This window comes from Simplicispira suum, from assembly GCF_003008595.1.
Classification (GTDB): domain Bacteria; phylum Pseudomonadota; class Gammaproteobacteria; order Burkholderiales; family Burkholderiaceae_C; genus Simplicispira; species Simplicispira suum.
Genome location: NZ_CP027669.1, coordinates 1,087,493 through 1,105,026, shown reverse-complemented (window position 1 = coordinate 1,105,026; position 17,534 = coordinate 1,087,493). Strand labels below are relative to the sequence as shown.

At 68.4% G+C, this 17,534-nt stretch carries 16 protein-coding genes; 1 reads left to right on the top strand and 15 read right to left on the bottom strand.

Features of this window, described 5'->3' with window-relative positions; translation table 11 throughout:
• The first annotated feature begins 83 nt into the window (after nt 1–83).
• The gene (locus C6571_RS05200; RefSeq protein WP_106445754.1) at nt 84–338 is read left to right on the top strand and encodes a DUF3297 family protein; all 255 of its coding nucleotides are present in this window, start codon (nt 84–86) and stop codon (nt 336–338) included.
• A 166-nt stretch (nt 339–504) separates the two neighbouring features.
• Here the strand turns inward: C6571_RS05200 and C6571_RS05195 are convergent, their stop codons facing one another.
• The 15 genes from C6571_RS05195 to C6571_RS05125 all read right to left on the bottom strand — a co-directional run bounded on the left by C6571_RS05195 (nt 505) and on the right by C6571_RS05125 (nt 17,455).
• Entirely contained in the window at nt 505–1,377 is an 873-nt protein-coding gene (locus tag C6571_RS05195) for a F0F1 ATP synthase subunit gamma (RefSeq protein WP_106445753.1), read from the bottom strand.
• Nucleotides 1,378–1,380: 3 nt separating this feature from the next.
• On the bottom strand, nt 1,381–2,937 hold the full coding sequence (locus C6571_RS05190) for a F0F1 ATP synthase subunit alpha (RefSeq protein ID WP_106445752.1): 1,557 nt from the start codon (nt 2,935–2,937) through the stop codon (nt 1,381–1,383).
• A complete protein-coding gene (locus C6571_RS05185) occupies nt 2,934–3,683 on the bottom strand; it encodes an ATP synthase F0 subunit B (RefSeq protein ID WP_106445751.1) in 750 nt (249 codons plus the stop codon). The genes C6571_RS05190 and C6571_RS05185 overlap by 4 nt, the downstream gene beginning before the upstream one ends.
• Before the next feature lie 19 nt (nt 3,684–3,702).
• A complete protein-coding gene (locus C6571_RS05180) occupies nt 3,703–3,954 on the bottom strand; it encodes a F0F1 ATP synthase subunit C (RefSeq protein ID WP_106445750.1) in 252 nt (83 codons plus the stop codon).
• A 5-nt stretch (nt 3,955–3,959) separates the two neighbouring features.
• Nucleotides 3,960–4,637, bottom strand: a complete 678-nt coding sequence (atpB, locus tag C6571_RS05175; protein WP_106445749.1) for a F0F1 ATP synthase subunit A — start codon at nt 4,635–4,637, stop codon at nt 3,960–3,962.
• Nucleotides 4,634–4,906 carry an ATP synthase subunit I gene (locus C6571_RS05170; protein ID WP_106445748.1) on the bottom strand — a complete coding sequence of 91 codons (273 nt, stop codon included), beginning with the start codon at nt 4,904–4,906 and terminating at the stop codon, nt 4,634–4,636. The genes atpB and C6571_RS05170 overlap by 4 nt, the downstream gene beginning before the upstream one ends.
• Entirely contained in the window at nt 4,903–5,193 is a 291-nt protein-coding gene (locus C6571_RS05165) for an AtpZ/AtpI family protein (protein WP_106445747.1), read from the bottom strand. Before C6571_RS05165 ends, C6571_RS05170 begins: the two co-directional genes overlap by 4 nt.
• Nucleotides 5,190–5,645: a F0F1 ATP synthase subunit epsilon gene (locus C6571_RS05160; RefSeq protein ID WP_106445746.1), complete on the bottom strand. Its 456-nt coding sequence runs from the start codon at nt 5,643–5,645 to the stop codon at nt 5,190–5,192. Before C6571_RS05160 ends, C6571_RS05165 begins: the two co-directional genes overlap by 4 nt.
• A complete protein-coding gene (atpD, locus tag C6571_RS05155; protein ID WP_106448056.1) occupies nt 5,642–7,090 on the bottom strand; it encodes a F0F1 ATP synthase subunit beta in 1,449 nt (482 codons plus the stop codon). Before atpD ends, C6571_RS05160 begins: the two co-directional genes overlap by 4 nt.
• Before the next feature lie 33 nt (nt 7,091–7,123).
• Nucleotides 7,124–9,208, bottom strand: coding sequence for a replication restart helicase PriA (gene priA / locus C6571_RS05150; RefSeq protein WP_245901503.1), 2,085 nt, complete (start codon nt 9,206–9,208; stop codon nt 7,124–7,126).
• Nucleotides 9,209–9,532: 324 nt separating this feature from the next.
• A complete protein-coding gene (gene hemE, locus C6571_RS05145; RefSeq protein ID WP_106445744.1) occupies nt 9,533–10,645 on the bottom strand; it encodes a uroporphyrinogen decarboxylase in 1,113 nt (370 codons plus the stop codon).
• A 123-nt stretch (nt 10,646–10,768) separates the two neighbouring features.
• Nucleotides 10,769–11,125: a hypothetical protein gene (locus C6571_RS05140; RefSeq protein ID WP_106445743.1), complete on the bottom strand. Its 357-nt coding sequence runs from the start codon at nt 11,123–11,125 to the stop codon at nt 10,769–10,771.
• 19 nt (nt 11,126–11,144) lie between these two features.
• A complete protein-coding gene (locus tag C6571_RS05135; RefSeq protein ID WP_106445742.1) occupies nt 11,145–11,345 on the bottom strand; it encodes a hypothetical protein in 201 nt (66 codons plus the stop codon).
• 64 nt (nt 11,346–11,409) lie between these two features.
• Nucleotides 11,410–13,629, bottom strand: a complete 2,220-nt coding sequence (locus tag C6571_RS05130) for a protein-disulfide reductase DsbD family protein (RefSeq protein ID WP_106445741.1) — start codon at nt 13,627–13,629, stop codon at nt 11,410–11,412.
• A 91-nt stretch (nt 13,630–13,720) separates the two neighbouring features.
• Nucleotides 13,721–17,455 carry a DUF748 domain-containing protein gene (locus C6571_RS05125; RefSeq protein ID WP_106445740.1) on the bottom strand — a complete coding sequence of 1,245 codons (3,735 nt, stop codon included), beginning with the start codon at nt 17,453–17,455 and terminating at the stop codon, nt 13,721–13,723.
• Between the last annotated feature and the right edge of the window lie 79 nt (nt 17,456–17,534).

Here is a 17,534-nt window from a genome sequence, read left to right as displayed (position 1 = left end):
ATATTATTGATAGCTGTAATTGCTCGCCAGATAAGCGATAGAGCCATCTTTTACTGATATTTTTTACGTTCTGCATTGCCACCATGACCCAACCCCACGATCCCCCCGCGCTGCCAGACCGCCTGAGCGTCGATCCGCGCAGCCCCCACCACGTCGCCGAGGTTTTCCAGCATGACATCGGCATTCGCTTCAATGGCAAGGAGCGCTTCGACGTCGACGAATACTGTGTCAGTGAAGGCTGGGTGAAGGTGCCCGCAGGCAAGACGCTGGACCGCAAGGGGCGGCCGTTGCTGATCACGCTCAAGGGCACGGTGGAGGCGTTTTACAAGACTGCTTGATGCGTGGGGTGCAGGCGCTTCCCGCCACCGCCGCTCCCAACATTCCGGAAGTGGGGTCAGAGCACGCGTTTCGCTGCGCTGCAGCGTGATCTGACCCCACTGCCTGCGCTGCCATTGCCGAGCGCCACAGGGTAGCGCTCAGCACAGAGGCGGCGCGCCGCGGGGCTCAGGGTCCGGTGGCTGCGTCGCTTCGCGCGCGCAGCGAGCGCAGGCCGGCGGCCAGTTCCACCACTTCGGCGGTGATGGCCTCCTGGCGCAGCTGGCGCAGTTCGGCCTGCAGGGATTCGCCCAGCTTCGCAACGTTCTCTTGCGCGGCCGCCATGGCGGAGAGCCGCGCCAGGTTCTCCACCGCGTGGCTGTGCAGCACGGCACGCGCCAGACGGGCGGTGACGTATTCGCCCGCCAGCAGGTGCAGCAGCTCGGCCGGTGGCTGGTGCACGCGCGGTGCCTGCGTGGGCGCGGCGCGCAGGGTTTCGAGGTCCAACGGCAGCAGGCGCTGGCGCCGCAGTTCGAAATGGTTGCCGGCTCCCAGCTCGCCAAACAGCAGTTCGACGCTTGCCGCAGGTTTTCGCGCCAACGTGTCCAGCAACAAGCTGCGCAGCCGCTCGCTGGCGGGGATCACGGCGCCCGCGTGCGCCACCAGGGGAGCGTGGGCTTCGATGGGGAGGCGGCGCACATGCGCGATGCGCTTGGCCTGCTCCCCGAGCAGCACGATCCGTGTGGTGGGCGTTGTTGTGGGCAGAGCGTCTAGCACGCGCTCGGTGTAGCCTCCGTTAAAGCCCTGCTCCGCACCGAACACCAGCCACAGCATTTCGTCGTGGCCGTCGCCGGTGCGGGCAACGGCAGCGTCCGCCGGCAGCAGCGCCAGCGCCTGGCCGATGGCTGCGGCCACCGTGTGGCTGTAGGCATCGGCACCGGCGATGCGTGTGCGCGCACGCTCGGTGCGCGCCGCCGCCATGCCGCGCAGCGCGCTGACCAGGCCGCCAAAGCTTTGCGTGGTGGCAAGGCGCGCTTGGACCTCGGCGGCAGTGCGGTTCATGCTTCAGACGACGGCCATCGTCGGCTCGCCCAGTACCTGGGCAAGTTGCGTGCGCAGCCGCTCTTGCAGGCCGGCCGGGACCTTGCCGCGCGTGCGCAGCGCTGCCGCCAGGTTCGCGTCAGCGGCAATCGCGTCGCCAAGCTGTAGCAGTTTGGCCGGCAGGGCTTGCGGGCCGCCAGCGTCCAGCAGCCCGGCTTGCAATGCGATCATCAGCGCCACTTGCAGCGCAGGGTTCTGCGGCGCCAGATGGGGTTGGCCCAGTGCAGCACGTATCAAACGGCCACGGGCAATCTGCGCCTGGACGCGCTCGTCCAGCTCGGTGCCAAAGCGGGCAAAGCCTTCGAGTTCGAGAAACTGCGCGTACGCCAGGCGCAATTGCGCCACGGCCCCGCGCATCAGCGGGGCCTGGGTCTTGCCGCCGATGCGGCTCACGCTCAGGCCGGTGTCCACTGCAGGCAACTGACCCAGCTCGAACTGGCGCGCGTTCAGCGCGATCTGTCCGTCGGTGATCGAGATCAGGTTGGTGGGGATGTAGGCGCTCAGGTTGCCCGCTTCGGTGCAGGCCACCGGCAGCGCCGTCAGCGAGCCGCCGCCACGCTCGGGCGAGAGCATGGCGGCACGCTCGAGCAGGCGCGCGTGCACGTGAAAGATATCGCCGGGGTAGGCTTCGCGCCCCGGCGGCTGCTGCATCAAGAGCGCCAGTTCGCGGTGCGTAGCCGCGTGCTGGGTCAGGTCGTCCACCACCACCAGTGCATGGCGGCCACGGTCGCGGAACCATTCGGCCATGGAAAACCCGGCAAAAGGCGCCAGCCATTGCAGGCCGGGGGCGTCGCTGCCACCGGCCACGACGACGATGCAGCGTTCGGGTGCGCCCAAGTTTTCAATCGCCGCCACCACGGCGGCGGCGGATTCCGAGGGTTGGCCGACGCAGATATAGACGCAGATGAGTTCGCTGTCCTTTTGCGCAAGGACGGCATCGACGGCAATCGCTGTCTTGCCGGTTCCGCGGTCGCCAATCAACAGCTCGCGCTGGCCCCGCCCCAGGGGGAACAGCGCATCCACGGCGAGCGTTCCGGTGTGGACCTGCTGCTGCACCAGAGCGCGATCCAGCACGCTGGGCGCTGGCCGCTCGGCCGGCAGGCGCTCGGTGCTTGCTATCGGCCCGCGCCCGTCGAGCGGGCGGCCCAGCGGGTCGACCACGCGGCCCAGCAGCGCCTCGCCGACTGGCACCCGCACAATGTCGCCGGTGCGGTGCACCGCGTCGCCCACGGCCACGCCGGCGCTGTCATCGAGCAGCACGCAGGCAATGCTGTCGGCATTCAGGCTGGCGGCGTAACCCATGCGATCGCCGGACAAGCGCAGCAGCTCGCCCAGGCGCGCGCCGGCCAGGCCGCGTATGTCGGCGATGCCGTCGCCGGTGGCGTGCACGCTGCCGATTTCCTCGAAATGCGCTGGGCGTGCGCCCTCAGGCAGGCGCGCCGCAGCGGCGCTGCGCCAGCGTGGCAGGCTTGCCGCCAGCGGCTCGGGCAAGGAATCGGCCTGGGCTGCGGCGGAGTTCATGGCGCTTCCTGCGCCACTGGCGCCAGGGCCTGATGGGCCTCTTGCAGCGCTTGCGCCCAGTGCAGTGACAGCGTGCCCAGAGCAAAGCGCAGTTCGGCGCCTGCAATCAGTGCGCTGTCGTGCGAGCAAGTGAGTGCCACGTCTTCGCCCAGCAAGGTCTGCAGGCGAGCCTGCAGTGCCTCCTGCGCCGCAGGTGCCAGTGCGCGTGCGGTGCACAGTTCGACATTTCTTGCGCTGCCCTGCGCAAACCAGCTTGCCCGCTGCGCCTCGGGCGTGGCGGCCACTTGGGCCAGCAGGCGGTCGATGAAAGCACCGTCATCAACCGGCGTGTGTGCCAGCAGTCGGCCGGCCAGATCCACCGCCAAGCCAGAGGCCTCGTCAAAGAGCGCTGCCCCGGCTTGCTGGCGTTCGCTTGCCAGTTGCACGCGCGCGGCGTCCAGCTGTGCCTTGGCTTCCAGGCGGGCGCTGGTGAGGAGCTGCTCGCGTTCTGCGGCGGCATCCCGGCGCGCCGCGTCCAGCAGGCTGGCCTGCTCGGCTTGCAGGGTTTGCTGCTGGCTCTTGAGTTCGCTGGCAGTCTGCTGCGCCTGTGCCACTTTGTCGCTGGCGTCGGCCAGCTCCTTGGCGACGAGGGCGCGGCGCGCCGCGATCACCCTTTGCAATGGCCGGTACAGCAGCCAGCGCAGCAGCGCCAGCAGCACCAGCAGGTTGACCGCTTGCAGCAGCAGGGTGGAGAGGTCGATATTCATCGTGGCGTTGTGAACCCGCTTAACGCAGGAACGGGTTCGCAAACAGCAGCAACAGGGCGATGACCAGGCAGTAGATGGCGGTGGTCTCGATCATGGCCAGGCCGACGAACAGCGTGCGCGAGATCGTGCTGGCGGCCTCGGGCTGGCGGGCCAGCGCATCCATGGCTGCGGCGACCGCCCGGCCCTCGGCAAGCGCCGGGCCGAGGGCGCCAAAGGACACGGCAAAGGCCGCGCAGACGATGCTGACAAGTTCAATCCATTGGTTGTCCATGGGGGTCACTCCGGTTGAGAAGGTTCGCTCGCGGCCGCAGCAATGAAGACCATTGCGAGCACGGTAAAGATATAGGCCTGGATCAGCCCGGAGAGCAGTTCCAGTGCCATGAACGGCACCGGCACCAGCAGCCCCGCAAGCCCCAGAACCACGGCGGAGATGACGACACCGCTCATCATGTTGCCAAACAGGCGCACCGACATCGAGACGATGCGGGTCAGCGCCTCGATCAGGTTCAGCGGCAGCAGCAACAGGCTCGGTTGTGCGTAGCTGCGCAGGTAGCCCCACAAGCCGCGTCTGCCGATGCCCCAGCCCAGCACGGCAGCAAACACGGACAGCGCCAGCGCCAGATCGGTTTCCAGGGCTGCGGTGGGCGGCACGACGCCGGGAATGAGCCCGCTGAGGTTGGCCGTGAGGATAAAGACGAACAGCGTGGCGATGAGCGGCAAAAAGGGCGCAGGATCGGTATTCATGGTCGAGCGCATCTCGGTCTGCACCAACTCGAACGCCGCCTCGGCCATCGATTGCACCCGGCCTGGCGCGCGCACCGATAGGCGGTTGCGCAGCCAGGCCGCGCCCAGCACCAGCACCAGCATCAAGGCCCAGGTGGTGACGACGGGCGTGGTGATCGCCAGTGGGCCAAGCTGCAGCAGCACTTCGTGGAGGAACGGGTTGGTGGTCATGGCAGAGGGGGCCGGCGGCGGTTGGTGAAATGCAGCACCAGTGGGCGCGCTGCCAGCACCCCCAGCCCCAGCGCAATGAGCGCCAACGCCCCGGCGCGCGAGGCGCCATAACAGGCGCCAGCCAGCAGCGCAAAGCGCAGCAATTGCAGCGCCAGCATGCCGCCCCAGGGGGTCTGTCCGCTGCGGGCAAGGCGCTCCGTGAGCCAGTGCAAGCTGCCAAAGTGCCAGGCGCCCAGCAGCAGGCCGGGGAAGAAAAACAGCGCCGTCATGGTCGGTGTATCCAGCGCCAGGCCGCCCAGCCGCCGAGCAAAAGGCCCAGCAGCAGCAGCGCCCCCGTGAAGGTGATGCCGGTGCGCAATTGCGCATCCAGCCAGCGCCCCAGCGCAATGCCCAGCAGCGTGGGCACAACCACCACCCAGCCCAGCACGCCGACGCTGGCGAGCTGGCCGAGCAGGCTGGGTTCGCCCTCGCGGCGGCTGCGCAGCTGTCGCTGCCACTGCTGGCGCACCTGGCCAAGCCAGGCGCGGTCTTCCTCGGGCAAGGGGTTCTCGCTCATGGCCAGACGCCCGGTGTGCGCTGCGCGTCGGCCCTGCCGGGTTGCAGCTGGCGCAGCAGCTGCACTTCGATCTGGTGGCTTTCGCGGCGTGCATCGTCCTCGGTCTGCTGGCGCTGGCGAAGCAGCTCAAGCACCGTGCGCTCGAGCTGGCCGGGGTCGTCGCCGAGCACGGCCTCGCGGCTGGCGATCTGCAACTCAACGCCGCGCTGCAGGGTGAGCACGCCGCCGCGCAGCGCGCACCAGTGCCAGGCGTCCTGCGCATCGCGCCAGGACAACAGGCCGACGCTCAGCACCGCCAACAGGTCTTCGTGGCCCGGCCACAGGCCGAAGCTGCCCGTGGCATCCTGCGCGCGCACCGAGCGCACGCCCTGTGCATCGACCAGCACCGCGCCCAGGCTCGAGAGCACCAGGTGGATGGCGTTGGCCCGTGGCCAGGCAGTGGCCGCCGTCATTCGGATGTCCTCGCCAGGGCTTCGTCCAGCGTGCCCACCATGTAGAAGGCGCTCTCGGGAAAATCGTCGCCCGCGCCGTCCAGCAGGGCGCGGCAGCCCGCGAGCGTGTCTTTCAAGGCCACCTGGCGCCCGGCCTGGCCGGTAAAGGCCTCCGTCACGCTGAAGGGCTGGGTCAGAAAACGCTGCAGCCGGCGCGCGCGTTGGACGCGCAGCTGGTCCTCTGCACTCAGCTCGGCCACGCCCAGCAGCGCGATGATGTCCTGCAGTTCGCGGTAGCGGGCCAGGACCTCGCGCACTTCCCGCGCCAGGTCGCAGTGCGCCTGGCCAACGATGGCCGGGTCCAGCAGACGCGACTGCGAGGCCAGTGGGTCCACCGCCGGGTACATGCCTTCGGCGGCCAGGGCGCGCGAGAGCACGACACGGCTGTCAAGGTGCGCGGCAATCGCGGTGACGGCCGGATCGGTGAAATCGTCGGCCGGCACATAGACCGCCTCGATGGCGGTGACCGAGGCGTGTTCGCCGCAGGCAATGCGCTCCTGCACGGCAGCCACCTCGCTGGCCAGCGTGGGCTGGTAGCCCACGCGGGACGGCAGGCGGCCCAGCAGGCCCGAGACCTCTGCCCCCGCCTGCACGAAGCGAAACACGTTGTCCATCAGCAGCAGCACGTTGCGGTGCTGTTCATCGCGGAAATACTCGGCGAGCGCCAGCGCGGTCAGCGGCGTGCGCCAGCGGGCTCCGGCGGTCTCGTTCATCTGACCGTAGACCAGGATGGAATTGGCCAGCATGCCCGAGTTGCGCATGTCCAGCAGCAGCTCATGGCCCTCGCGCGTGCGCTCGCCCACGCCGGCAAACACCGACAGCCCCTGGTAGGTTTGCGCCATGACGTGGATCAGCTCCATCACCAGCACCGTCTTGCCCACGCCCGCGCCGCCGAACATGGCCGCCTTGCTGCCCAGCGCCATCGGCGTCAGCAGGTCGATCACCTTGATGCCGGTCTCGAACACTTCGGCCACGGCCCGGCGTTGGGCGAGTGGCAGCGGCGGGCAGTGGATGGGGCGGCGCGGGGTGTCGGCTGGAATCGGGGCGCCGCCGTCGCAGGCCTGACCGAGCACATTGACCAGCCGGCCGAGCAGCGCATCGCCCACCGGAACGGTCAGCGGACCGCCGAGCGAGCGTACCGGTGCGCCCCGCGCCAGGCCCTGGGTTTCCTCCAGCGCCACGGCGCGCACCGTGCGCTCGTCGATCTGGCTTTGTACTTCGAGCGTGACCGTAGCTTCGCCAGGCGTGCAGACTTCCAGTGCGGTGCCGAGCGCGGGCAGTGCCTCGGGCGGAAACCGCACCTCGACCACACCGGCGCGCACGGTATACACCCGACCGCAGTGGGAGAGGTCGGCCGGGTCATGGGTGCTGGTGAGGGCAGACAGTGTGGGCGTGAGAAGCGGCATGGTCAGCGGGACATTGTGCCCTTGCAACATCGCTCAGATCGCCAGCGGGTCCACATCCACCAGCCAGCGCACCAGGCCTTTGTGGACAGGATCGGCGCGGGTGCTGCGCAGCACGCCCTGCCAGGCCGCCAAAAAGTGCTGCAGCGCCGGACGGCTGCTGCTTTCGATCAGCATCTGCGCACGCTCGACGCCGGCGACGCGCTGCACCACCAGCGGCACCGGCGGATAGAGGCTGACATGCTCCAGGCCCGGCAGCGCCGCAGCGCGCGCTGCCTCCGCCGCCGCAGTCAGAAAACCCTGGGCCACTGGCTGCGTGCGCGCGTCGGCGCGCACCAGGGCCTGGAAAGCAAACGGCGGCATGCTGGCCTGCTGGCGCTCGGTGAGCTGCTGCGCGGCAAAGGCCGGGTAGTCATGGCGGCGCAGGGCCTCGTACACCGGATGCGTGGGATGGTAGGTCTGCACCCACATCTCGCAGGGCGCGCCGCGCTCGGCCATCCAGGCGGCGTCGCGTCCGGCGCGGCCTGCGGCCTGCATCAGCAAGGCAAACAGGCGCTCGGGCGCACGGAAGTCGCTGGAAAAAAGCGCACCGTCGGGCTGCACGGCAGCCACCAGGCTGACGCGGCGAAAGTCATGGCCCTTGGCGATCATCTGCGTTCCCACCAGCACATCCACCTCGCCCGCATGCACCTGCGCCAACTGGCTTTGCAGCGCGCCGGCAGCGCGCGTGCTGTCGGCGTCGATGCGGGCAATGCGCACCGGGCTGCCATCGGCGCGCTGCACGCCGGCGAGCAGGGCGGCCAATTGCTCTTCAAGCTGCTCGGTGCCACGCCCGATGGGGACGATGTCGGGGTTGCCGCAGGCCGGGCAGGCGCGCGGCACGCGCTGGGCAAAGCCGCAGTGGTGGCAGCGCAGGCTGCGGTCGATCTTGTGGAACACCTGGTGCGCGCTGCAGTGCGGGCAGTCGCTCTTCCAGTCGCAGTCGCTGCAGGTGAGCACCGGCGCATAGCCGCGCCGGTTGAGCAGCACCATGCATTGCTCGCCGCGCTGCACGCGTTCGGTGATGGCGGCCAGCAGCGGGGCCGAGAACACGGTGCGGTGCGGTTGCTGGCCCATGTCGACGCGGCGCACGCGCGGCAATGCGGCAGCGCCAATGCGGCTCGGCATGGCCAGGCGCAGGTAGCGCCCGCCTTCGGGGTCTTGCGGGCTGGGTGGGCGGCTGGCGTGCCAGCTCTCAAGCGAGGGCGTGGCCGAACCCAGCACGACCTTGGCGCCGCAGGCGTGGCCGCGCCAGATGGCGAGATCGCGTGCCGAATAGCGCGCGCCCTCCTGCTGCTTGTAGCTGGCGTCGTGCTCCTCGTCGACGACGATCAGCGCCAGGCCGGGCATCGACGCAAACACCGCCATGCGCGTGCCCAGCACGATGCGCGCCTGCCCGCTGTGCGCCGCCAGCCAACTCTTGAGCCGCTGCGGATTCGTCATGCCGCTGTGCAGCGAGACCACTTGCGCCGCGCCAAAACGGCTGACAAAGCGCTCTTCGAGCTGCGGCGTCAGGTTGATCTCGGGCACCATGACCAGCGCCTGGGCCGCCGGGTCGGCCTGCAGCAGCTCCTGCACGCAGCGCAGGTACACCTCGGTCTTGCCGCTGCCGGTGCTGCCAAACATCAGGAAGGGGCCGATTTTTGAAGAAATTTGGGCTCTGGCGCTTTCCTGTTCTGCGCTAAGAGCTATCAATTCAATAGCATTTGCTTGCTCGGCCTGGGTGGCAGGCCGGCGCAGGCGGCGCGCCATCTGCTCCGGCCCCAGCGTGCGCAACTGGGCTGGCAGAGCGGCCAGCGCTATTTCGCCCAGGCTGCGCTGGTAGTAGCGCGCGGCAAAGGCCACCAGCGCACGCCAGTCGGCACCCAGCGGTGCCACGCCGCCCAGCACGCCGGCAACGGCGCGCAGTTGTACTGGCGCTTGCGCGGCGGTGTCGTCCGCCCTGTCCCAGACCACACCCAGCACCTCGCGCTGGCCCAGCGGCACGCGCACCAGTGTTCCGGGCGCCAGCAGCGTGGCCGAACGGTAGCTCAGCAGTTCGCCGATGGCGCTGTGCGCTGGCGTATGTACCGCGACCTGCACGGTGCAGGGCGCATCGTCGCTTGCGCGTTCTGCTTCATCCTCTTTTTCCGCTTTGGGATGCAAGTGGCTGATCTTTCAAGGGTTTTTAAAGAGTCCAGATTTTCTGTGGATAACTTTGTGGACAGGTCGCCAGAGCCGCCTCCAAAGCCCCGTCCGCTGAGCCTTTGCTTGGGCTGCACAGCTTTTCAGCAGTGCCAGCCCTTCTATATGAATCAAGCACTTAGCCGTCCAGGGGTAGGAGCAGTCCGACGCCGCAAGCCGCTGGCACGGTGCTAGCACACTTGCAGCCGCAGTGTGCACAAGTGGCAAAAAAAATGCTCCGTGTCAAGCCCTGCGCAGGGCCCGTGACTGCTGGTGCACCGCTTCGACCAGCGCGGTGACATGCTCGGGCGGCGTGAACTGGCTGATGCCGTGGCCCAGGTTGAAGATATGGGTCGGGCCGGTCGTGCTGCGGTCGGTGTGCGGTGCGCCAAAGCTTTCAAGCACCTTGCGCACCTGGATTTCAATCTGCGCCGGGGGCGCAAACAGCACGTTGGGGTCAATGTTGCCCTGCAGCGCCTTGCCCGGCCCGCCCGCCACACCGCCCACCAGCGCGCGTGCCTTGGCCAGATTGGCCGTCCAGTCCAGGCCCAGCACCTCGCAGTCCAGCGGCGCCATGTCTTCCAGCCACAGGGCGCCGCCCTTGGTGAAGACGATGCGCGGTACGTCCTGCCCGTCCGGGCCATGGCGCTTGAGCTGCGACAGCACGCGGCGGGTGTATTCCAGGCTGAACTCCTGGAACGCGCCGTCGGCCAGCACGCCGCCCCAGCTGTCGAACACCATCACCGCCTGCGCGCCGGCGTCTATCTGTGCGTTCAGGTACTGCGCCACAGCGTCCGCGTTCACCGCGAGGACGCGGTGCATCAAATCCGGGCGGCTGTACATCAGGCTCTTGACCAGGCGGTAGTCGTCCGAGCCCTTGCCTTCGACCATGTAGCAGGCCAGCGTCCAGGGGCTGCCGGAAAAACCGATCAGCGGCACGCGGCCATTCAAGGCCTTGCGGATGCTGGTGACCGCGTCGAACACGTAGCGCAGCTTGTCCATGTCGGGCACGGCAAGGGCGGCCACGTCGGCCTCCTCGCGCACCGTTTTGGCAAAGCGCGGGCCTTCGCCCTCGGCAAAGGTCAAGCCCAGGCCCATGGCATCGGGTACGGTGAGGATGTCGGAAAACAGAATGGCCGCGTCCAGCGGGAAACGCTCCAGCGGTTGCAGCGTCACTTCGGTGGCGTAGTCCACGTTGGTGGCCAGGCCCATGAAGCTGCCCGCCTTGGCGCGTGTCGCCTTGTACTCGGGCAGGTAGCGCCCCGCCTGGCGCATCAGCCACAAGGGCGTGTAGTCGGTGGCCTGGCGGCGGCAGGCGCGAAGAAAGGTGTCGTTGGAGAGGGGTGCAAAGCTCATCCTGCGATTGTCGCAGGCTGGTGGTCGCTGCCCAATGCCGGCTGGCGTGGCCGAGACATCGCCACTGACAGCCACTGCGTGCCCAGGGCATCGGCCCCGGTTCACACCGCCCTGGTCACATCGTCAAGGCAGCCACTTTTTCAGCATGGCGGGATCAGGTGCCCCCAGGCTGCGCTGCACCGAGCCATCTCGGCCGAGCAGGACGATGTAAGGCAAGGCGCCTGTCCACTGGGGGTCCACGCTGCGCCGCAGGGCGGTCTCGTCGCCGTGAAAGGCATACAGCCGGGTCAGTCCCAGGTAACGACTTGCGCCAAGCTCGACGGCGCGCACGCCTTCCACATCCACCACCACGGCCGCCAGTTCGACCGGGCGGTGCGCATCCATGACAAAACTGCGCAGCTTCTCGAAAACGTCGGGGCAGGCGGAGCAGGTGGTCGCAGTGAAGATGTAGGCCGCAGGGCGGGGGCCTTTTTCGACCAAGCGCGCCCAGCTGTTTGCATCAAATGGCGCTATTGAAGTAATAGCTATTGACGTGGATCTGGCCAGCGCTGAAGACGGATTTAACCCCAAAGCCAAGACCCCTGCCGCCAGGGTCAGGCATGCGCTGCGCCGTGATTGGAAACTTGATTTCATGGGCTTTGATCTCTGCTGCGTTGCGCCACACTACCACCGTCTGCTGGCGCTGTTCCCTGCGGCGCAAGAAATCCTTGTCTCCATTGATCTTGTTCAGCCCCTGCCCGCAGACGGTCTGGGAACCGCCATTGTCACAGCCCCGCCAGCGCCGCCTGCACTTCGTTCTTGCTCAGGATTTCGCTCAGCACTACGGGCGGCTTGTCTTTGGCGTACAGCACATAGACCGGCACACCGCTGCGGCCCAAGGCGGTGAGGGCGGCGGTAATGGCGGGGTCGCGCCGCGTCCAGTCGGCACGCATCAGTACCACCTTGCGCCGGGCAAAGTCGGCCAGTACCTCGGCGTCGGCCAGGGTGGTGCGCTTGTTGTATTGGCAGGTGACGCACCAGGCGGCGGTGAAGTCGACAAACACGGGCTGGCCGCTCTGCGTCAGTTCGGCCACGCGCTGGGAAGACCAGGGCTGCCACGCGGTGGCCCCCGGTGCCGCCTGCACGACGCTTTCCTGGGGTTTGACCACATGCGGCCCCAGGGCGATGCCGAGCCAGGCGCCCAGGACCAGCAGCGTGGAGACCAGCACGATGCGCGTGCGGCCACGCAGGCTCAGGGCCCAGACCAGGCTGCTGCCTGCCACCAGCAGCGCCAGCAAGGCGCCCGCACCGTCGATGCCGCTTTGCTGGCCCAGCACCCAAACCAGCCAGACCACGGTGGCAAACATCGGGAAGGCCATGGCGTGGCGGAAAGTCTCCATCCACGGTCCGGGGCGCGGCAGGGCGTGCGCCAGCGCCGGAATGAACCCCGCCAACAGGTACGGCAGGGCCATGCCCAGCCCCAGCGCACCAAAAACGGCCAGCGCCTGCGCTGTGGGCATGGCGACGGCAAAGCCGAGCGAGGCCCCCATGAAGGGTGCCGTGCAGGGCGAAGCAATAGCGACAGCCACCACGCCCGAGAGCAGCGCGTCGGTCACCGGGTGGCGGGCCTGCAGCGTGGCCAGGCGCCCCGGAACGAACTGGCCGAACTCAAAAACGCCCGCTAGATTCAGTCCGATCAGCGTAAACAAGCCGGCCAGCAGCGCCACCACCACGGGCGACTGCAGCTGAAAGCCCCAGCCGAGCTGCTCGCCCGCCGCGCGCAGCGCCAGCAGCAGGCCGCCCAGGGCGAGAAACGACAGCATCACGCCAGCGGTGTACGCCAGCGCGGCCAGGCGCTGGGCGCGCGGCTGGCCACCGTGCTGCGCCAGCGCCAGCAGCTTGATGGCGAGCACCGGGAACACGCAGGGCATCAGGTTGAGCAGCAGGCCGCCCAGCAGGCCGCCAAGCAGCGCTGCGGCCAGGCCGGCCAGCGAGGGTGTGGGCACCACGGCTGCCGTCTGCGCCGCCAGGCGGTTGGCTTCCAGCGCCGCCGCCAGGGCGGGTGAGACTTCGGCGCGCACCGCGCCGGCACTCCAGGGTGTTTGCACGCTGGCCACACTGCGCCAGCCGACGGCGCCGTCCACCCGCGCACCGTCCGCACGCGCCAACACCACGGGCACGCTCTCGGGAGCCGCCTCGTGCTCGGGCGAGAGCGGGGTGTCGGCGGTCCACACCGCGCCGTCCCAGGCCTGGCTCCAGTCCTTGCCGGTCTCGGCCGCCGGCACCAGCACGCCGGGGGTTTCAGCAAACAGGTCTAGCACCTGGCCCTGCAGCGCCGCAGGCAGGCCGGCCACGCGCCAGTGCAGGCGCTCGCCTTCGGCGCGCACACTGGCGTCGCCCGCGTTGGCCTGCGGCTGGGCCGCCTGGGCGCTGGCGAAGCGCGCTGCGTCCACCGCCGTAGAGCTGCGCAGCGGCACGTTGATTTCAAAGTTGCCCTCTTCGGGAATGCATTCCACGCGGCACACCAGCCAGCTTGCGTGCAGGCGCACGGTGAGCGTGTCGCCCGCGCCGGCAAGCAGCGGCGCCTTGAAGGCCTGCGACACCTGCAGCGGCACCGCCAGCAGCACCTCGCCCTCGTAGCCGTAGTTCGCCAGCGGACCGATGCGAATGCGTTTTGGCACGGGCCAGGCGATTTCGCCTACGTCCACGCCGGAGGGCAACTGCCAGCTCAGTTCGGTGGGAAGACCCGAGTCGCCAGGGTTTTTCCAGTAGGTGTGCCAGCCCGGTTGGTGCGCGATGGCCAGGCCCAGCCATGCGCTCTCGCCAGGTGCCAGCCCTTCGGGCGCGTGCGCCACCAGTTCGGCGCGCACGCGCGGTGTGGTGACCACCGCACTGGCGGAGGCGCCAGAATTTAGACTAAATTGGGCTCTGGCGCTTGATGGGTAAGCGCTGATAGCTATAAAAAATATAGTTATCAGGCAGCGAAAAACAAGAAGAGTGCGCATGGATGCAGAGTGTGAGCACCCGGACCGCACTTGGTTCCGGGGCTTGGGGATCAGCGCGCCGGGCGCAGCAGCCCTGCGCGCGGCAAAGAAGCTATTGTGCCGCCAGGCTCAATTGGGCTTGCGGCGTCCAGTTTCCGTCCGGCGTCGCCGATTTGGGTGCCGCCAGGAACAGGCGCGACTCGGGCAGCTTCTGCGCCGCCAGATAGGTCTTGACGGCCTGCCCGCGCTGCGCAGCGAGTTCCAGCGCCAGGCCTTCGGTCGCGGCGGGCAGGTGCGCCAGCAGCAACGCTTCCATCTCGGCCACGGGCAAATCCTTGGCCATGCCGACGAGGTTGCGCGGCTTGGGCATGTCCGCGCGGCCATAAGCGGCCTTCAGCAGCGCGGGGTATTCGGTCGCCTGCACGGGCGATTTGTCCTGCGGCGACGCACGGCGTTTTTCGGCCTGCACCAGCTGCGCCAGGCGCTCGCGCTGCAGTGCCTCGCGTTCGCGCGCCAGGCTGGCGGTGCCGGTGACTGTCATGCGCAGGGCGGGGCGCTCGGCCAGGGCCTTGGCCAGTTTGTCCAGCCCCTGCCTGGCCTGCGGCGTCAGCGCGGCGCTGCCGGGGGCAAACGCCACGCTGCTGAGTTCGTCGCCCCCGCCCAGTGCACTCGCCAGCAGGCTGAACGGGGCGGTGATGGCCTTGCCGATCAGGTTGACGATGATCTTGAAGATCACCGGGCCCAGCTTGAACTGCGGGTCGTTGAGCGAGCCGCTGATCGGCAGGTCCAGGTCAATCACACCATGGCTGTCCGACAGCAGGGCCACCGCCAGCTTGACCGGCAGGCTGTTGGGTGCGTTCGCCACCGGATCGCCAAATGTGAGCTGGTTGAGCACCAGCTTGTTGCTGGCGGTCAGTTGGCCGCTGGGCAGCACCTTGTAGGCCACGTCCATGCTCAGCTTGCCGCGCTCAATGCCGTGGCCGGCGTACTTCACCGCGTAGGGCGAGAGCGGCGGCAGTTCCAGATCGCGCACCTTGGCCTGAATGTCGAGCGCCAGCGGCTTGGCGAGCGGGTTGAGCTTGCCGCTGACTTCCAGCGAGGCCGAGCCCTCGGCCCGCCCACGCAGCTCCAGATCGGCCAGCACGGGCTCGCCGCCGGCGGTCTGCGACGAAAATGCACTGAGCTTGCCGGTCAGCTCACTCAAGTCGGCTGAGTAATTGGGCTTGATGAAATAGTCCGAGAACAGCACCTTGCCGTTGACCAGGCTCATGGGGCCGAACTGCAGCACCGGGGCCAGCGGGTCGGGCGCGCCGGCCTGGGCCACTGCAGGTGTGGCCGGAGCCGCAGGAGCGGCCTGCGCTGAAGTCGCAGTCGCTGAAGCAACTGTGTCAGCAGCGGGGGGTATCGCCCCCTGGCCTGGTGTCTTCACCAGTTGGTCCAGATTGATGCGGCCGGTCTCGTCAATGGACAGGCGCGCGTAAAAATCGGCCAGGCTGGTTTCCTTGACCTCCACGCGCGGTGCGGTGTCGGGGACGAGTTTTACGTTGAGTCCACGCAGGCCCAGGCTCTTCCAGGCCAGCAGTTCTTCGCCCACCTGCGAAGCCGTCTTGGCCGTGGCAGCGCCGGTGCTGTTGGCCCGCAGCTGGTCGATGGCGGCGTCGCCGCTCAGGCTGAGCGTATTCCCGCGCCCGGTTTGCGCAAAGGCCAGGTCGCCGCGAAAACCGGCTTCGCCCTGCAGCAGCTCAATCGCGAGCCGGTCGGCCAGGTAGCCGTCGAGCGCTTGCAAGGGCAGGCGGCTGGCGTCCAGTTGGCCTTGGGTGGCGAAGGGCTGGGGCGTCAGCGTGCCCTTGTAGCTGAGCTTTCCGGCATCCCCTTTTCCCGTTCCCGTGCCCACGCGAGCCGAGACGGTGAAGGCTTCGGGTTGGCTGCCATCGAGCGCCAGCTTGCTGGCTTGCAAGGCCAGGGCCGAGACGCTGAGCGCCACCGGGCGCGGCTGGCTGCGGTCGGCAAAGTCGAGCTTGCCGCCTTCGACGCTGGCTTGGGCGATCTGCACGCGCCACGGGCGCGCGGCGGTATCGGGGGGAGCGCTGGTGCTCGAAGCGCTGGTAGGGGCATCCTTGAGCCAGCGCTCGAACATCCAGCGGCCGTCGGCGCCGCGCTCCACGCGGGTCTGGGGCTGGGAAATGGCGAGGCGCTCAATGCCTACCGTGCGGCCATCGAGGTTCACTTTGGCGCCCTCAAGCGCGATCTGGCTCACGCTGGCGAGGCTGGCCTTGCCTTGCTTGAGCGCGAGCTGCGAGACGCTCAGCGGCCCCACGTCCAGCGTGACGCCGGTTGCGCCCGGCTTGCCGGCGGCCGCTGCGTCCCACTGCACGCCAAGATCGCCGTTGATCTGGCCGACCAGTTCGGGTTCCAGGGTGTTGGCCAGGTAGGGCGCGGCCAGCGCCAGGCCAAGGTCTTTCACCGACAGCTTGAGCTGCGCAGTCTGGTCGCTGGCCTGGCCCTCGAAGGCGAGCGTGCTCCCCTGCAGGCCCAGCGCGCCGTGAAACGGAAACGGCCTTTGAAATGGAAACGCGATGGCGCTGGCCTCGAAACTGAGCCCTGCGGCCACCAGCGCGGCGGCAGGGCGCGTGCTCTGGTCGGCCCAGTGGACCGTGCCCTGGCGCACGGCGATCTGTGCGACCGAGATCGACCAGGCTGGTGCTTTCGGCGCCTGGGCCTTGGCGCCGCTCGCTGCCTGGCTTGCTGCAGGTGCGGACGGCGCGGAAGCGGCGGGGCTGGTGGGGGCGGGCTTGGGCGTTGGGGCGGGCGTGGCCAGTTGCGCCAGGTTGAGGACGCCAGCCGCATCGCGCGCTGCGCTGAGCAGCGGTGCATCCAGTTCGATGCTGCCCAGGCGCACCACATGGTCCAGCGGCCGCACGTCGTCCAGTGCCACGCTCAGGCGGTCCCAGGAAAGCAGCGCTTGCTGGCTGCGATCGGCGATCTGCACCTTGCGGGCCTGGGCCGTACCGGTCAGTTTCACGGCAACTTCGGGCTTTTGCTCGAAGGCGAGCTTCAGGTCCAGGTCAAGCACCGCGCCCTGCAGCCGCACGGGCAGGCTGGCGGGCAGGTAAGCCAGATAAGGGGCCAGGTCCAGTCCATCCCATTGGATCGTCGCTTCGCCCTTGCCAGTTTGGTCAAACGGCGTGGCCTGGGCCGATGAGCTGAAGTGGCTGTCCGCCACATCGAACGACAGATGGGGCTCCACCTTGATTTCCCGTTGCGAGGGCAGGGTGCTCAGGAACGGCACTTGCAGGGTCAGCTTGCGCACGGTATGGCTCTGGCTCACCGTGCGGTCGTTGAAGTCGATCTCGCCACCCGTCAGCGTCAGGTTGTACAGCGCCAGCCGGGCAGGGCCAGTTTCGGGCGTGTTGGGTGTATCGGGCGTGGCTGCAAAGCGCGCCAGGATGTCGTCCACGTCGTAGTGGCCGTCCGCCAGCAGGGTCAGTCGCAGATGGGGGCTGTCAATGGCCAGTGCGTCCACCACCGGTGCCAGGCGCACCAGCGACTGCAGCTCGGCGTCGGCATACACCCGCGCAATTTCCAGCTGCGGCGCTGCACCATCGAGACCACCAACCACCAGGTCGCGCAGCGTGACTTCCAGCGTCCAGGGCGTGAATTCGAGGGCGCCCACCGTGACTGGACGTCCCAGCAGTTCGCTGGCCTTGCGCTCCAGCGGACCTTTGGCAAGCACCGGCACCAACAGCCAGCTCAGCAGCCACAGCGCCAGCAGGGCCACCACGGCCCAAAAAGCGCGGCGTACCCAGCGGTGGCGGCGCAAGGCTTCGAGAGGCAGGACAGAAGGCATGGTGGGGCTCAAGGAAGAAGTCAAGGGAGCGCGCGGTGCGTTGGCAGGGTTGCGCTCACTTGGCAAAGCCGAGCACCAC

Bases quoted from the DNA above. Each gene is read 5' to 3' on its own strand.
- C6571_RS05160 (WP_106445746.1), bottom strand. From the start codon at position 5,645: ATGACGGCGGCCACTGCCTGGCCACGGGCCAACGCCATCCACCTGGTG.
- C6571_RS05185 (WP_106445751.1), bottom strand. From the start codon at position 3,683: ATGAATATCGACCTCTCCACCCTGCTGCTGCAAGCGGTCAACCTGCTG.
- C6571_RS05125 (WP_106445740.1), bottom strand. From the start codon at position 17,455: ATGCCTTCTGTCCTGCCTCTCGAAGCCTTGCGCCGCCACCGCTGGGTA.
- atpD (WP_106448056.1), bottom strand. From the start codon at position 7,090: ATGCCGCTTCTCACGCCCACACTGTCTGCCCTCACCAGCACCCATGAC.
- atpB (WP_106445749.1), bottom strand. From the start codon at position 4,637: ATGACCACCAACCCGTTCCTCCACGAAGTGCTGCTGCAGCTTGGCCCA.
- C6571_RS05190 (WP_106445752.1), bottom strand. From the start codon at position 2,937: ATGAACTCCGCCGCAGCCCAGGCCGATTCCTTGCCCGAGCCGCTGGCG.
- C6571_RS05200 (WP_106445754.1), top strand. From the start codon at position 84: ATGACCCAACCCCACGATCCCCCCGCGCTGCCAGACCGCCTGAGCGTC.
- C6571_RS05195 (WP_106445753.1), bottom strand. From the start codon at position 1,377: ATGAACCGCACTGCCGCCGAGGTCCAAGCGCGCCTTGCCACCACGCAA.
- C6571_RS05170 (WP_106445748.1), bottom strand. From the start codon at position 4,906: ATGACGGCGCTGTTTTTCTTCCCCGGCCTGCTGCTGGGCGCCTGGCAC.
- hemE (WP_106445744.1), bottom strand. From the start codon at position 10,645: ATGAGCTTTGCACCCCTCTCCAACGACACCTTTCTTCGCGCCTGCCGC.
- C6571_RS05180 (WP_106445750.1), bottom strand. From the start codon at position 3,954: ATGGACAACCAATGGATTGAACTTGTCAGCATCGTCTGCGCGGCCTTT.
- C6571_RS05130 (WP_106445741.1), bottom strand. From the start codon at position 13,629: ATGCGCACTCTTCTTGTTTTTCGCTGCCTGATAACTATATTTTTTATA.
- C6571_RS05165 (WP_106445747.1), bottom strand. From the start codon at position 5,193: ATGAGCGAGAACCCCTTGCCCGAGGAAGACCGCGCCTGGCTTGGCCAG.